Origin of the sequence: Acinetobacter sp. ABJ_C1_1 (genome assembly GCF_044684115.1) — a bacterium.
Lineage (GTDB): Bacteria > Pseudomonadota > Gammaproteobacteria > Pseudomonadales > Moraxellaceae > Acinetobacter > Acinetobacter nosocomialis_A.
On record NZ_JBITPU010000006.1, the window covers coordinates 56561 to 71352 of the forward strand.

16 protein-coding genes are annotated in these 14792 nt (G+C 40.1%); 6 read left to right on the forward strand and 10 right to left on the reverse strand.

Features of this window, described 5'->3' with window-relative positions; genetic code table 11:
• Positions 1–5 precede the first annotated feature (5 nt).
• Together ACG59Z_RS09385 and ACG59Z_RS09390 are read left to right on the forward strand one after the other, a co-directional pair.
• Positions 6–866, forward strand: a complete 861-nt coding sequence (locus ACG59Z_RS09385) for a transporter substrate-binding domain-containing protein (protein ID WP_000476790.1) — start codon at positions 6–8, stop codon at positions 864–866.
• Between the two features lie 82 nt (positions 867–948).
• Positions 949–1815, forward strand: coding sequence for a cysteine ABC transporter substrate-binding protein (locus ACG59Z_RS09390; protein WP_002057776.1), 867 nt, complete (start codon positions 949–951; stop codon positions 1813–1815).
• Positions 1816–1865: 50 nt separating this feature from the next.
• On the opposite strand, the gene ACG59Z_RS09395 is transcribed toward ACG59Z_RS09390, so the two are convergent.
• Together ACG59Z_RS09395 and ACG59Z_RS09400 are read right to left on the reverse strand one after the other, a co-directional pair.
• Positions 1866–1985 carry a hypothetical protein gene (locus tag ACG59Z_RS09395; protein WP_001990052.1) on the reverse strand — a complete coding sequence of 40 codons (120 nt, stop codon included), beginning with the start codon at positions 1983–1985 and terminating at the stop codon, positions 1866–1868.
• Between the two features lie 75 nt (positions 1986–2060).
• A complete protein-coding gene (locus ACG59Z_RS09400) occupies positions 2061–2996 on the reverse strand; it encodes a LysR family transcriptional regulator (protein ID WP_005132266.1) in 936 nt (311 codons plus the stop codon).
• Between the two features lie 91 nt (positions 2997–3087).
• Between ACG59Z_RS09400 and ACG59Z_RS09405 the strand changes: the two genes are divergently transcribed.
• Complete coding sequence (locus ACG59Z_RS09405) at positions 3088–3726, forward strand: LysE family translocator (RefSeq protein ID WP_005132265.1); 639 nt, start codon at positions 3088–3090, stop codon at positions 3724–3726.
• 631 nt (positions 3727–4357) lie between these two features.
• Here ACG59Z_RS09405 and ACG59Z_RS09410 read toward each other — a convergent pair.
• From ACG59Z_RS09410 to ACG59Z_RS09430, 5 genes are all read right to left on the reverse strand, one after another.
• A complete protein-coding gene (locus ACG59Z_RS09410) occupies positions 4358–6319 on the reverse strand; it encodes a family 2A encapsulin nanocompartment cargo protein cysteine desulfurase (RefSeq protein ID WP_000211573.1) in 1962 nt (653 codons plus the stop codon).
• Entirely contained in the window at positions 6294–7226 is a 933-nt protein-coding gene (locus tag ACG59Z_RS09415; protein WP_001107594.1) for a family 2A encapsulin nanocompartment shell protein, read from the reverse strand. The genes ACG59Z_RS09410 and ACG59Z_RS09415 overlap by 26 nt, the downstream gene beginning before the upstream one ends.
• Before the next feature lie 240 nt (positions 7227–7466).
• A complete protein-coding gene (epsC, locus tag ACG59Z_RS09420; protein WP_136512706.1) occupies positions 7467–8408 on the reverse strand; it encodes a serine O-acetyltransferase EpsC in 942 nt (313 codons plus the stop codon).
• Between the two features lie 18 nt (positions 8409–8426).
• A complete protein-coding gene (locus ACG59Z_RS09425) occupies positions 8427–8936 on the reverse strand; it encodes a rhodanese-like domain-containing protein (RefSeq protein WP_005132261.1) in 510 nt (169 codons plus the stop codon).
• Between the two features lie 237 nt (positions 8937–9173).
• Complete coding sequence (locus ACG59Z_RS09430; RefSeq protein WP_005132260.1) at positions 9174–9911, reverse strand: SDR family oxidoreductase; 738 nt, start codon at positions 9909–9911, stop codon at positions 9174–9176.
• 125 nt (positions 9912–10036) lie between these two features.
• Between ACG59Z_RS09430 and ACG59Z_RS09435 the strand changes: the two genes are divergently transcribed.
• Positions 10037–10957, forward strand: a complete 921-nt coding sequence (locus tag ACG59Z_RS09435; RefSeq protein ID WP_400198956.1) for a LysR family transcriptional regulator — start codon at positions 10037–10039, stop codon at positions 10955–10957.
• 37 nt (positions 10958–10994) lie between these two features.
• On the opposite strand, the gene yghU is transcribed toward ACG59Z_RS09435, so the two are convergent.
• The 3 genes from yghU to ACG59Z_RS09450 form a co-directional block, all read right to left on the reverse strand.
• Positions 10995–11855 carry a glutathione-dependent disulfide-bond oxidoreductase gene (gene yghU, locus ACG59Z_RS09440; protein WP_272251790.1) on the reverse strand — a complete coding sequence of 287 codons (861 nt, stop codon included), beginning with the start codon at positions 11853–11855 and terminating at the stop codon, positions 10995–10997.
• 33 nt (positions 11856–11888) lie between these two features.
• Positions 11889–12515: a glutathione transferase gene (yfcF, locus tag ACG59Z_RS09445; RefSeq protein ID WP_272242446.1), complete on the reverse strand. Its 627-nt coding sequence runs from the start codon at positions 12513–12515 to the stop codon at positions 11889–11891.
• Positions 12516–12634: 119 nt separating this feature from the next.
• Complete coding sequence (locus ACG59Z_RS09450) at positions 12635–13540, reverse strand: LysR family transcriptional regulator (RefSeq protein ID WP_075400381.1); 906 nt, start codon at positions 13538–13540, stop codon at positions 12635–12637.
• Between the two features lie 110 nt (positions 13541–13650).
• On the opposite strand from ACG59Z_RS09450, the gene ACG59Z_RS09455 reads away from it, so the two are divergent.
• Both ACG59Z_RS09455 and ACG59Z_RS09460 read left to right on the forward strand, forming a co-directional pair.
• Positions 13651–14082 carry a CidA/LrgA family protein gene (locus tag ACG59Z_RS09455; protein WP_000102767.1) on the forward strand — a complete coding sequence of 144 codons (432 nt, stop codon included), beginning with the start codon at positions 13651–13653 and terminating at the stop codon, positions 14080–14082.
• Positions 14083–14095: 13 nt separating this feature from the next.
• The gene (locus ACG59Z_RS09460; protein ID WP_001028713.1) at positions 14096–14785 is read left to right on the forward strand and encodes an LrgB family protein; all 690 of its coding nucleotides are present in this window, start codon (positions 14096–14098) and stop codon (positions 14783–14785) included.
• Positions 14786–14792 lie beyond the last annotated feature (7 nt).

Genomic DNA, 14792 nt, shown 5'->3' on the forward strand with positions numbered 1-14792 from the left:
AGTGAATGTTTAAACGTAATTCAATAAAAATATTAAGCAGTCTTGCCGTTGCTGGGGTTTTATTAACTGCATGTAGTAAAACACCATCAACTGAACAGGCAAGTAATGCTCAAGAAGACCATTCTTTAGAACAAGTCAAAAAAAATGGAGTTCTACGCGTTGCTGTTTTTGCTGATGATCCGCCGTTTGGTTATGTAGATAGTGCGGGGAATAATCAGGGCTTTGATGTGGCTCTAGCAAAACGGGTGACTAAAGATTTGCTTGGTGATGAAAAGAAAGTTGAGTTTATTGTGACTGAAGCTTCAAATCGGGTGGAGTTTTTAAAATCAAATCGTGCCGATGTGGTGTTCGCGACATTTACAGTAACCCCTGAACGTAAGGAAGTTGTCGATTTTGCCGAGCCTTATTTAAAAGGGGCTTTTGGGATTGTCTCACCTAAAGCCAAGCCGATTACGGACATTGCCCAATTAGAAGGTAAAACTTTAATTGTAAATAAAGGCACAAGTTCAGATACCTACTTTACCAAGCACTATCCGAAAGTGAATTTACTCAAGTTTGAAAGAAACTCGGATGCCTTCAAAGCTTTAACCGACGGTCGTGGTGACGCAATTTCACAAGATAGTACTTATGCTTTGGCGTGGGCCGCGAAGAACCCAAGTTATGTTGCAGGTATACAGTCTATTGGTGATCAAGAGTTTATTGCACCGGCAGTTAAAAAGGGCAATACCCAATTATTGAATTGGCTCAATACTGAAATTAAGCAGCTCAGAACAAGTGGTGAAATTAAGAAAATTTATGATGAAACCTTGAAGCCAATTTACGGTGACTCAGTCAATCCGAATGTGTTTTTAGATGTAGGTCAATAATTTTCGATATCGCTAGAGCAGTGGCTAAAAGTAGGCGCTGCGATTCTAAATAAGACTTTTACAAGAACGATAGGGTGAAATAATGACAACATTAACATTTCAAAACGTGAAGCATATTTTAGCTGCATCTTTACTGAGTTTAGGTTTAGTTGCATGTGACAAAGGAAGTCAGTCTACTGAAAAAACGGCCGATACCACACAAACTACGTCAAGTATTGAACAGATCAAAAAGAATGGTGTGGTACGAATTGGCGTATTTAGTGATAAACCGCCGTTTGGATATTTAGATGCTCAAGGTAAAAATCAGGGCTTTGATGTAGAAATTGCTAAGCATGTCGCTAAAGACTTGTTGGGTGATGAAAACAAAGTTGAGTTTGTTTTAACTGAAGCGGCTAATCGTGTTGAATATTTAAAAGCCAATAAAGTCGATATTATTTTTGCAAACTTTACCGTTACACCTGAACGTAAAGAAGTGGTCGATTTTGCTAAGCCTTACCTAAAGGTTGCTTTGGGCGTAGTTTCTCCTAAAAGCCATCCGATTACTGATGTGGCTCAACTTAAAGATAAAACTTTGTTGGTAAATAAAGGTACAACGGCTGATTCATTCTTCACCAAGACTCATCCTGAAATTAAACTACAAAAGTATGAACAAAACACTGAAACTTTTGATGCTTTAAAAGATAGTCGTGGTGCTGCGCTTGCCCATGATAACTTGCTGGTTTTAGCTTGGGCTAAAGAAAATCCAAATTACACCGTTGGCATTACCAATTTAGGTGAGCAGGACTTAATTGCACCAGCAGTGAAAAAAGGCGATAAAGAGTTACTGGACTGGTTGAACCAAGACTTAGAGAAACTGGCAAAAGAAGGCGTGATTCATCAAGCTTATGAAAAAACTTTAAAACCAGTCTATGGCGATACGATTAATCCAAAAGATTTATTGGTTGAGTAATCGTGCTAATAACCTCTAATGATTAGAACTCTAGATAGTATTTACTCGAACTAAGATTCATCTACAGCCTGCCCATAATTTATAAAGGTAATGTTTTTGCAATATTTTTTATAGATGTAAACAGTGGTCAGGTTCTGTAGATGAGAAAGTTTTTTGGTTACTTTTTCCAAAAAAAGTAACAGAATTAGCTGATTGCTTTAGAGTTTAAAGGTAGGATTCAATCGTGCTAATTCTTTGACTTTATATTACTTTAACTTAAATAAAGTCGGCTCTGCTGCTAATTTATCTGCCAAATATTGAATCAACACACTCAATTTAGGCGGGACATGCCGTGTCGGTGGGTAGAGTAACCACAGCCCACCGCTATAATAGGTCTTAAAATACCAATCTGGTAAAACCTGAACTAAGGTACCTTGTTGTAGAGCATGGCGTGCAACGAAGTACGGCAAGCTCGCAATACCTAAATGCTGTAATGCAGCACTCAAACGCACACCCGTATGATTTGCTGCATAACGACCACGTACGGCAACACTTATCGATTTATTTCCTTGCTGAAATTTCCATTTTGAGTCACTGGCTTGTTCACCTAAGTAAATACATTCATGCTGCTTTAAATCATGAGGGTGGCTCGGTATGCCATGCTTGGCCAAATACTGAGGCGTAGCACAAACCAAGTGATCAATATCAATGAGTTTTCGACCCATAAGGCCACCCGGTGGTTGCTCTGTAATTCGAAGTGCTAAATCGACTCCATCATCAATGAGATCTACATAACGATCTTCTAAAAGCATTTGTATATCAATTTTCGGGTAGCGTTCTAAAAATTCGGGCAAATGTGGGTGAATCATAAAATGTCCCACAGCTTTCGGAACACTCATGCGAATAATACCTTCGGGTTCGACATGGAATTGGCCCGAACTTTCCATGACTGCTTGCGCAGCATTCACCATATCTAAACAACGTTGATAGACCTGTTGTCCACTTTCACTTAAACGAAGTTTCCGTGTGGTCCGATAGAGTAAGCGGGTACCTAAAGCACGTTCTAAACGAGCAATTGCACGACTAACAGCGGAAGGTGTGGTGCCAAGTTGTCTTGCAGTTTCGGAAAAACTTTCTGACTCGACCACCTTAACGAAGGTCGCCATTTCATTTAACAGAACCAGACTTTGATTTGTGCTCATGAGGCAAAAGTTATTTGGATTTTAATTGGATTATCGCGTCTAAAAAATCGCAATACAATCTTTTAGGTGATTTTCAGGAAACTAAATTGTTATGTGGCAGTTGTATGGGCATGAGTTTTTAACGCTAGCTCTTATTCACTTTATGGCGGTGATTTTACCGGGACCAGATTTTGTGATTACGGTAAGACAAAGTGTACGTTATGGCTACTTAATTGGATGTCTAACCGCAATTGGTATTGGTGTAGGGATTTCAGTGCATGTGTTTTATACACTTGTTGGTATTGGCTTTTTGATTCAGCAAAGTGAATGGCTCATGTCACTGATCAGAACAGCAGGGGCAGCTTATTTGATTTATTTAGGATGGCAGTGTTTACGTAGCCAGCCGAATACTAATATTGAAATTAATGGCCAAGCAAACGGTGATACGCCAAGTTTATTTAAAGCTTTTACTATGGGTTTTCTTACCAATGCATTAAACCCAAAAGCCACTATCTTTTTTCTGGCAATTTTTACGACGGTTGTAAGTACGACCACACCAATGAAAGTTCAGGTTTTTTATGGAGTGTGGATGTGTATGGTCAATGCTATCTGGTTTATGGTGGTGAGTGTACTGTTTGCACAGCCTATCGTACGTAAAAGATTTTTGGAGTTTGGGGTTTATTTTGAGAGGGTGATGGGATTGTTGTTGATTGGAATTGCATTGAGATTGATTTGGGGATTGTTTAATTAAGTTGGATATCTATTGATATTTCCTCAGGTTAAAGTCATCTGCAAGTTTTTAGACTAGCACAACGGAGTCCATACTTGCATTTGCTCGTGCTAAATTTCATCCACAGCCTGCCCATAATTTATAAAGATAATGTATTTGCAATATTTTTTGAAAAATGAAAACAGAGAACAGGTTCTGTGGATGAGAAAGTTTTTGGTTACTTTTTTAAAAAAGTAATGGAATTAGCTACTTTTTTTGGAGACAAAAACGGTAAGACTCCGCCGTGATAACCACTAATAATTTTTAGCTCAACCTAAAGTCATCTGCGAACTATTGCATAGCACGACAGAGTATTATCGCTTAAAGTTTTAATTTCTTCAGTCGCCTTCGGCTGGACTTACTTTGGTTTCGCTCAAAGTAAGCAAAAGCATTGTCATCTGCAAAACCTGTCGACTTATTTCATTTAACTAGTGTTTCACAGAAACAGAATCTTTTTGATGCTACGCAGGTTGCAGACGACTTTTGCTCGAGTAAATGTGGTGCTAGGACTATTTGAGTTTTAATAGTTTCCTCATTGAAAAATTGAATTTTAATGATGGCAAATTAATTATAAAAAAAGACCGCTCAAAAGCAGTCTTTTCTACAAATAGATTTAATTGCTACGCCTATTACGCGTCAGTTGATGTAACACTGACACCAATAAATCAATTTCTTCAGTCGTATTATAAAAAGCCAAAGACGGACGCACAGTCTGTTCTACACCAAAACGACGTAAAATCGGCTGTGCACAGTGGTGGCCAGAACGTACAGCAATACCATGTTGATTTAAAGCTTTACCGACTTGTTCGGTTGAATAGCCTTGTAAAGTAAAGGACATCACACTGGCTTTGTGATGCGCCGTTCCGATCAGGCGTAAACCAGACACACTACTCAGCGCATTTTGACCATATTCGAGTAGATCATGTTCATAGCGAGCAATGTTATGAATGCCTAGACTTTCTACATATTCAAGTGCAGCACCTAAACCAACAGCATCGGCAATGTTTCCAGTTCCAGCTTCAAACTTGTTTGGTGCAGGTTGGTAAACTACTTGTTCGAAGGTGACATCCTGAATCATGTTACCGCCGCCTTCCCAAACAGGCATATTTTCTAGCAACTCTGGTTTTGCATAGACCGCACCAATGCCCGTCGGCCCAAATACTTTATGTCCAGAGAACACAAAAAAGTCTGCATCGAGAGCTTGTACATTGGTAGGGATGTGCGAAACAGATTGCGCGCCATCAACTAAAACGCGTACACCTTTGGCATGGGCAATTTTAATGACTTCAGCAACAGGTGTGACTGTACCTAAAGCATTCGAAACTTGAGTAATTGACAGCAGTTTAGTGCGTTCATTAATCAGTTTTGGTAACTCTTCTAAAATAATCTGGCCCGTGTCATCCACAGGAATGACTCTTAATTTCGCTCCAGTTTTTTTAGTGAGTTGATACCAAGGCACAATATTGGCATGGTGTTCTAAGTGAGAAACAATAATTTCATCACCTTCACCAATATTTTGCTCACCCCATGTTTTTGCAATCAGGTTAATGCCTTCGGTTGTTCCTCGAACAAAGATAATTTCTTTAGAAGAGGGGGCACCAATAAATCGGGCAACTACATTTCTTGCATGTTCATAGGCATCAGTTGCACGAGCCGCTAACTCATGGGCAGCACGGTGAATATTTGAGTTTTCATGCTGATAAAAATAAGCAATCCGGTCAATCACACGCTGCGGTTTTTGTGTGGTCGCTGCATTATCAAACCAGACCAAAGGTCGACCGTTGATGCGTTCCTGTAAAATTGGAAAATCGCGACGTATGGCATGTACATCGAGTGGTTGCGCACTGCTTGCCACAAAGATTGGTTGTGATGGTTGATAATGGCTATAACTTTGTCCACTTTGAGGCAAGTCTAAAAAATAAAATGCAGAGCTTGCTGAACTTTGGGTAGGCGTGTTCGTTGCAAAACGATCTTCCGTCAGTAAGGACTTTAGCTGGTCACCATGTGGCAACTGAAAAGACTGCGCAACCGAATAATTGTCTTCAACACCTTTAACAGATGGTTCTGTTGCATTGGGGGCAGAAAAATCATTTAAAAAATAATAAGGTGATTCACCAGCACCCGTTGGTAAGTTTGGTTCAATGCGTGGCACATTTGGTTCACTATGAGCAGCTTGTGGCAAATGTGGTTCAAATGGTGGGCGTGGTAAATTAGCTCCACCAACCACAGGCGCAGACGCTACAATTCGGCGTTCAGGGTAGTCGGGCAAATTTGGAATATGCTCAGGATATTCCGGATTGAGACTTTTCTGAAAGGCGATATTGGGCGCACGACCACTGAGTGCAGAAAATGGTTCACCCGGTTGTGGTGGGTGCGGTGGTGCTCCGACAGGTAAATCCAAGTTAAGGCCCGATGGAGAAGTCGAACTGCTTGAGCTTGGCACTGCTGAAAAAAACTCATTAGCAAGTCGAGCAATGGTGGACTCATCAGGGAAGTTGGCTGGTGGGTTAACACCAGTCACTTCAGGCCCCGTTGGACTACCTTGCAGATTACTTGTAGTTAACTGGGTAGTCATGATATTTGTCCACCTCCACATCATCTAACACTGCCAAAGCATCGTCTGTTAATACTGCAAGTGAGCAATATAACGAGATTAGATACGACGCAATCGCGTTACGGTTGATTCCCATAAAACGTACTGAAAGCCCCGGTGACTGTTCACCCGCAAGACCCGGTTGGAACAAACCAACAATCCCTTGACGCTTTTCACCAACACGAAGCAGCAAGATTTTAGTTTTGCCATCTTCTACAGGAATTTTATTTGATGGAATAAGTGGAATTCCGCGCCATGTAATGAACTGCGAACCAAACAGACTAACCGTTGGAGGCGGTACACCACGGCGTGTACATTCACGGCCAAATGCTGCAATCGCATCAGGGTGTGCTAGGAAAAATCCCGGTTCTTTCCAGACTTTACGTAGCAAATCATCAAGATCATCAGGAGTAGGTGGGCCATTTAAAGTCGAAATACGTTGGTCATCTGTCACACTTGCCAGTAAACCGTATTCCGGGTTATTGATAAGCTCACTTTCTTGACGTTCTTTAATGGTTTCAATGGTTAAGCGAAGCTGTTCTTTAATTTGGTCATGTGGGCTGCTGTAAAGGTCGGCAACGCGTGTATGTACATCTAAAACAGTAGATACACCATTTAAAAAGTATTCGCGTGGCTCTGGGTCATAATCAACAAAAGTCTGAGGTAAAGTTGCTTCATCACGTTGTGTACAAGCCACCTGAATATCATCGGTATTATTGACACGGTTTAGGCGATAAATACCTGCTTCAACAGGAATCCACTGAAGTAAGTGAGTCAGCCAGCGGGGAGTAATCGTGGAAAGTTGGGGAGCTGTCTTGGTCGCATTAGCCAGTTGACGCGCTGCGTGGTCCCCAAGTGCAAGTTGGGCTTTGTCTGTATTTTTCGCCATGAATCATTTTTCCTTATTACATTGGCTTTTTGAAAATAAAAATTCTAGGATGCATATAAACTAGAATTAGTTCTGGTTTTAAAATTAAAATCGCGTTATAAATTTTTTAAATACTGAGCTTATTAATGAGTTATCTATTTTCTAAATAAAAATATATTTAAACTAGAAATAAGCATTTTATTAATCTGCACGTTCTTTGTTTATTTATCTCCTTATCTATTTATTTCACATCTATAGTTTTTAACCGGCAATATGATTTTTTTGATAAGACTCATTCGGTGACTGTAAAATCTGGCTACCTGCAGCAACACTATGGGTTAGCCAAACATTCCCCCCAATAATTGACCCTCGACCAATCGTAATACGACCTAAAATAGTGGCGCCTGCATAAATCACGACATCATCTTCAACAATTGGATGGCGTATATAGTCTTTTTTCAAACCACCATCATCATTGGTTTCAAAGCGTTTTGCTCCAAGGGTCACGGCCTGATAAATACGAACGCGTTCCCCAATCACGCAAGTCTCACCAATCACCACACCCGTACCATGATCAATGAAAAATCCTTTACCGATTTGTGCACCCGGATGAATATCAATACCTGTTGCAGAGTGAGCCAACTCCGAAATAATGCGTGACAATAAAGGCACTTGAGCATAGAGCTGATGGGCAATTCGGTGATAGATAATCGCAAATATGCCCGGATAGCAGAGTAATACTTCGTCTACACTATGTGCTGCTGGATCACCTTCATAAGCCGCCCGCACATCGCCGTCTAAAAGGCGCCGTATAGAGGGCAAAGTGTTGGCAAAATCCTGCACAATAGTTTGAGCAAGTTCTTGTGGCTGCTGCACTAGGCTTGAATGACTCAAATGTCGTTTCGCTTCATAATTTAAAGCCAGTTGTACTTGAGCATGTAAAGCTGTTAGTACCCGATTTAAAGTATAGGCAATATAAGAATCTTCAGTTTCCTGACGTAAGTCGGCAGGGCCTAAACGCATTGGAAATAAAATCCCGCACAGGTCATCTAAAATGGCCTTTAAAGCTTCTTTAGATGGAAGTTCACGGCCCCCAAATTCTTTGGTCCTGTGTTGCTGCTGACGCCAGTCATGCCTTGCTTGTTGTAAACCTTGTACAACCGCATTAATGTTCCATTGAGTCACAAGCTTTCCTTGATTCACTGAAAATTGATTGAAGTATTAGTCTTGTTGCCAAGGAAGTTGGTGGATGCGCCAGCCATTTTTCTGATTACGCTGTTGCTGTCCATTTAGATCACCTTCAAAGCCTTCAAGAACGTTATAAATGTGTTCAAAACCTACATTAAATGCGGCTTCGGCAGCTTGTGCTGAACGGTTGCCACTACGGCATAACAAAAGAATGGTTTTGTCTTTACCAACTTTTGATTCAAGTTCTTTTAAAAAGCGTGGATTACGGTTAAATGATGTGCCTGTTGCCCATGCAACATGGATACTTTCAGGGACATAACCCACAAATTTACGTTCTTCATTGGTACGCACATCAACTAAAACAGCTTCTCCTTGTTGTACGAGTTGCCATGCGTCAACAGGTGATAAACTGCCACTAAAATTTAGTTCGTGTTCTTGTGCATATTGCTGCGCTTTAGCAAGAATATCTTCGGCTGAAAAGGATGTATTTGAACCATTTGAGATAAAACTTTGTGGAGTTTCAGTATTTAATTTAGCGTTCATTGAATATATCCTTATCTTTGATTCAGATTGTTAAGGTTCAATTTACGCGGTTTTAAATATAAGCAAAAATAAGGAATATCTATTTATATATATTATTTTGATAAATAAGAGCGGTGGATATTTTATATAAAACAGTATTAGTTAATCTTATAAAGTTATTAAAATAAAATAGATTTAAGAAATTTTATTATTTAGTAAAAACCGTACAGATTAAAATAATCCGCACGGTTTTTAAAATTAAGCAAATCCACCATTTACACGAATGACTTGAGAGTTTACCCAGCGCCCATCTGGACCAGCCAGCATGGCCACTACGCCAGCAATTTCGTCAGGTGTCCCGATTCGTTCCAATGGAGCAAGTTTTGCAATCGCCGCCACTTGCTCTTCAGTTTTTCCATTATAAAAAAGGTCAGTGCCTATCGGGCCGGGCGCAACGGCATTTACAGTGATATTGCGTCCACGTAACTCATTTGCTAACACATGTACCAAACCTTCGACACCTGCTTTTGAAGCAATATAAGGACCATATGCCGGAAAAGATTTGGCAATTACACTGGTTGAAAGTGCAATAATCCGACCACTATCTGGCACTGTTTCGGCAGCATGCGCCAATATTAAAAACGAGCCACGTAAATTGGTATGAATCACTTTATCGAAATCTGGCAGGCTTTCAGGTGTAATTTTTGCCATAGGCATAATACCGGCACTATGAACTACCACATCTACTTGACCATTAATGGCTTTTGCTTCTTGAAATAAACGGCTCACCTCATGTTCATTTGCAACGTCCGCTTGAATAGCTAAGGCTTGACCACCTTGCTCAATAATATGTTCTACAGTGGCTTGGGCATGCACTTTATTGCCAGCATAATTAACTATCACATAAAAACCATCTTGAGCTAAACGTTCTGCAATAGCACGGCCAATACCACGTGATGCACCAGTAACCAGAGCTGTTTTTCTTGAAATATTCATTTTTAGATTGCCTATTTGATTAAGTATGGCTTATTTTAATAATATAGAAATATGGGATAAATCATCAGAATTGGATAAGATAATTCCATATTTATTAATAATAGACAGGGTTAAAAGCGAGCACTATGGATAAATTTGATACCTTGCAACTTTTTACCCGCATCGTAGAGCTGGGTAGTTTTAGTCAGGCAGCCGATCAGCTGAATATCCCACGCGCTACAGCAAGTAACGCCATTAAAGAGTTAGAGAGTAATTTACAGTGCCGTTTATTAGAGCGGACGACTCGGCATGTAAGACCATCACTAGATGGACAGGCATTTTATGAACGCTGCACACAAATATTATCGGAACTTGATGATGCCGAATCATCTTTACGGAATGTAATTGCTCAGCCCCGTGGTTTATTACGTGTCGATTTATCAGGCGCACATGCGACTAAAATTGTTTTACCCAATATCGATCAATTTCATCAACTGTATCCCGACATTGAACTGGTAATCAGTACGGGTGACCGCTTGGTTGATCTGATTAGGGAAGGCATAGACTGCGTGGTGAGAGCGGGACGTTTGGATGATTCCACTTTAATTGCTAGACATTTGATCGATATGCCGCAAGTGATTTGTGCAAGTCCTGACTATTTAAATAAACATGGAACGCCAGAGCAACCAGAAGATTTATTATCACATTATTGTGTCAATTTCTTTTCGACATCAGGCGGACGGAATTATCCATTTGAATTGATGGTGAATGGCAAAAAACAAGATTATTTTTTGAAAAGTTGGATCGCGGTAAATGATGCTGAAAACTATGTATTATCTGCCTTACAAGGGGCTGGCTTAATTCAAGTACCGCGCTACCATGTGGCAAATGAATTAAAAAGTGGGCGACTGGTTCAGGTTTTATCTGAGTGGGAAATTCCGAAGATGTCAGTTTCTGCTTTATATCCGCAGCATCGGCAGCTCTCACCACGCGTACGAGTTTTTGTAGCTTGGCTGAGTGAGTTATACACGAGTTATTTTGCCAACTTTGAATACCCGCAAAAATGAAATATCTTGCGGGTAAGTCAAAAACTAAATGATATTTTTAAGACTGATTCTGCAATTTATCTTGAGTCTTGGTCTCAAAATCACTCGCATCATGGCGTTCATGCAACTGCGTAGCTAAATCACCAAAGGTACGATTTACCATACGGCCACGTTGTACCGCAGGGCGCGCTAAAATCGCATCTGCCCAACGTTGAACATTTTTATATTGATCGACACCTAAAAACTCCGCGCCGTTATACACCCAGTTTTTAACAAGACCGCCATACCAAGGGAACGCTGCAATATCAGCAATGCTATATTCAGAACCAGCCAAATATTCGTTTTTTGCCAGATGCTGATCTAATACATCAAGTAAGCGTTTTGTTTCCATTGCAAAGCGGTTAATCGCATATTCAATTTTAACAGGGGCATAAGCATAAAAATGTCCAAAACCACCACCTAAGTAAGGTGCACTGCCCATTTGCCAGAATAACCAATTGAGGCATTCAGTACGTGCAGCAATATCAGTCGGAATAAACGCTTTAAACTTTTCAGCCAAGTAAAGCAAAATTGAGCCAGATTCAAATACTCTTAATGGCGGGTTTTGGCTATGGTCAACCAATGCTGGAATTTTAGAGTTGGGATTAATGTCTACAAAGCCACTACCAAATTGCTGTCCTTCACCGATTTTAATCAGCCATGCATCATATTCAGCATCTTTATGTCCTAACGCTAAAAGCTCTTCAAGCAAAATAGTAACTTTTTGACCATTAGGCGTTGCTAAAGAGTAGAGTTGGAGCGGATGTTTTCCTACTGGAAGTGTATGCTCGTAACGCGCACCTGAGGTAGGTTGGTTTAAATCGGTTTTTTCTCCAGTCCATTGCCAAACTTGTGGAGGAATATAGTTTGAATTACTCATTTTTTATCTCATGTTTGGTGTAAATATAAGGATTTATTTATGTCGCAAGGCAAGCCATTTTTGTACGGTCGGACGTTGCCATTGCTGTAATGCATAATTTTTTAGGCGCTCTGGTACAGCATCACCATTTTGAATAAGACGTTGCAACATTAATGCAAGTTCAGCATCCACAATGCTCCATGAACCAAAAAGAAATTCGGCATCAGACGCAAGAAGTTTTTCTGCAACAAAGAAAAGTTTTTCTGCTGCTTTTTGGCCTTGTTCGGAAAGTGGAGTGGACTTGGGCTGAATAAAAATAACATCGGTTGGACGCTCAGTTCTTAGTGCCACTAAGTCCGATCTGAGCCATGCCTGTATTTGTCTTGCTCTTGCGCGAGCTTGAATATCTTTGGGATAAATAGCTGTGTCTGGATAAAGCTCTTCAAGATATTCCAAAATGGCAGAAGATTCTGATAAGGCAAAATCGTTATGCTCAAGTACAGGCACTTTAGCTGTTAATGACTTTTCTACAAAAGATGTTTCAAACTGGCCTTGCTGACCTAAGTCGATGGTTGCTATTTCAAATGGAATTTGTTTTTCGTGTAGTCCTACAAAAACTGTAAATGCATAGGGACTTAGAAATTGTGAATCTGTATACAGCTTAAAATGCTCGTTATTCATTGTTATTGTCCGTATGATAAACAGATGGGTCTAGTCTAAGTGAGCTAAGCCAAGATTGGGTAGCTTTTTTGTGGAAAAGCTTTATCGGTTTTTGAACTAAGCTATTTCGGTGGTCAACGTTAGGGTTTAATGTGCTGAAAATGTTGACGAACAATGCTAAGCCAAGCTTGTACTGCTGGTGAAACAGGAAGATTTTTTTTCCAAGCCATCACTAAGTGCCACTGAATATTTGGTTTTTCGAGTGGTACCGCTGCAAATAAACTAGGATCAAGCATGTCGGTATAATACTGCGGGAGAAGCGCGATTCCCATGCGTTGTAAAACCATATCTGCCAAGAGGTGCCATTGGCTGGTACGGCAAGCAATGGTTGGGTAAAAACCATGCTGCTTACAGGCATCGAGAATAATACTGTTTAAAGAGAAATTTTCAGGAAACATTAAAAATGATTGGTGTTGTAGCTCTTCTAGATTTATTTTTTTACGGGTTGCCCAAGTCGCATCCCGACGTAAAAGAACCATTAAAGGGTAGTTACATAACTCGATGCTATTAAAAGTTTGTTCATCAAAAGGCTGCAATAAAACGCCAACGTCTAACTCATTGTTAAGCAAAGCTTGTTCAATACCGCGTGAACCCACTTCCATAAAAGCCAATTCAATATCTGGCCATTGACGATGAAAGTCAAATAGGGCAGTCGTTAGGAGCTGCGAACCTAAAGGTGGAACGCCAAGTTTTAAAGTACCTGTTTTTAATTGTTGATAGTTTTCTATTTCAAGAAAGATGTTTTGCTCTGCTTGAAGAAGCTCGACTGCATGTTGATAAATACGCTCTCCAATTTCAGTTAATTCAATTTGTCTTTTTCGTCCATGATCGGGTTTAACCAAAAGCTGTACCTGAAGCTGCTCTTCGAGTTGTTGTAATATTTTACTAATGGTGGGCTGAGTCAGATATAACTCTTCAGCAGTACGGGTAAAACTTTTAGTTTTAACCAGAGTAACAAAGCACTGTAATGATTTTAGAGAAAGCATAATAAAGAATAGGTTATTCCATTTTGGAATAATATTAACATGAATAATTCATATTTAGCAGGTTTAACCAAGCTAGCATAATAGTGTAGTTAACCATTTAATTTCGAAAAATGAGTACTGAATCTGCTTCTGGAACACCCTCACAACCATCACTGTTCGTGTTAGTTAAACAAATTCTCATTTTGGCTGGTTTTTGGTGGATCGGGTATCTCTTACACCAAAAACTCGGTGTGCCTGTCTCGGCAGGTATTTTAGGTATGTTTTTATTGCTTTTATGCCTGTTCTTTAAAATTATCAAAATGGATCAGGTGGCAATGGGAGCAACCGTGGTTTTAGGTGAGCTATTACTGTTTTTTGTGCCTGTAGTCGTTGCCGTTGTCCAGTATAAAACCCTGTTTATGACCGAAGGATGGCAAATCGTCTTAAGCATTGCTGTTGGAACCATTTTAGTCATGTTAAGCACTTCACTGACTATTCATTATTACAATCGTTTGAAGGCTTATTTACAGGCTAGAAAACGTCTTCAACATAAGCATATCTAAAGAGCATAATGACATGAATATCTGGTCAATTCTTTGTCTCATCTGGACTTTGGTCGCTTATGTTGTGGCAAAGCGAATCTATCAGAAACATCCAAAACTTTGGTTATCACCCGCAATTAGCGTGCCTGTACTTACCATCATTTTGATGACGATTTTTGGAATTTCATACCAAACTTATTCAGAAGATACCCAGTGGATTGTTAATTTATTAGGTCCTGCAACGGTAGCTTTCGCTATACCGATTTATCGTTATCGGGAAACGATTCGTAAAAACCTCGGAGTTCTTACGATTGCGATTATTGTCGGCATGAGTGTAGGCGTGATGACTGCTTATAAAATGGCGCAGTGGTTTCACTTTAGCCCTGAAGTCACCAACAGTTTGATGGCACGTTCTATTTCAACACCTTTTGCCATGATTTTAGCTGAAGATATTCATGGTTCGGCAGCATTGGTTTCCCTATTTACCGTTATTACCGGTTTGGTCGGTATGATTTGTGGCGATGCAATTTTAGCGATTACTAAAATCCGTTCTAATGTGGCCAATGGGGCGGCCTTTGGTAATGCAGCGCATGGTTTTGGTACAGTTAGAGCACAGCAGCGCAATAGTGAAGAAGGTGTAATTGCCAGTTTAACCATGGTCATTGCAGGTATTTTAATGGTACTCATTGGGCCATTTGCCATTCATCTATGGTTGCTGTTGTAGGCCTTAT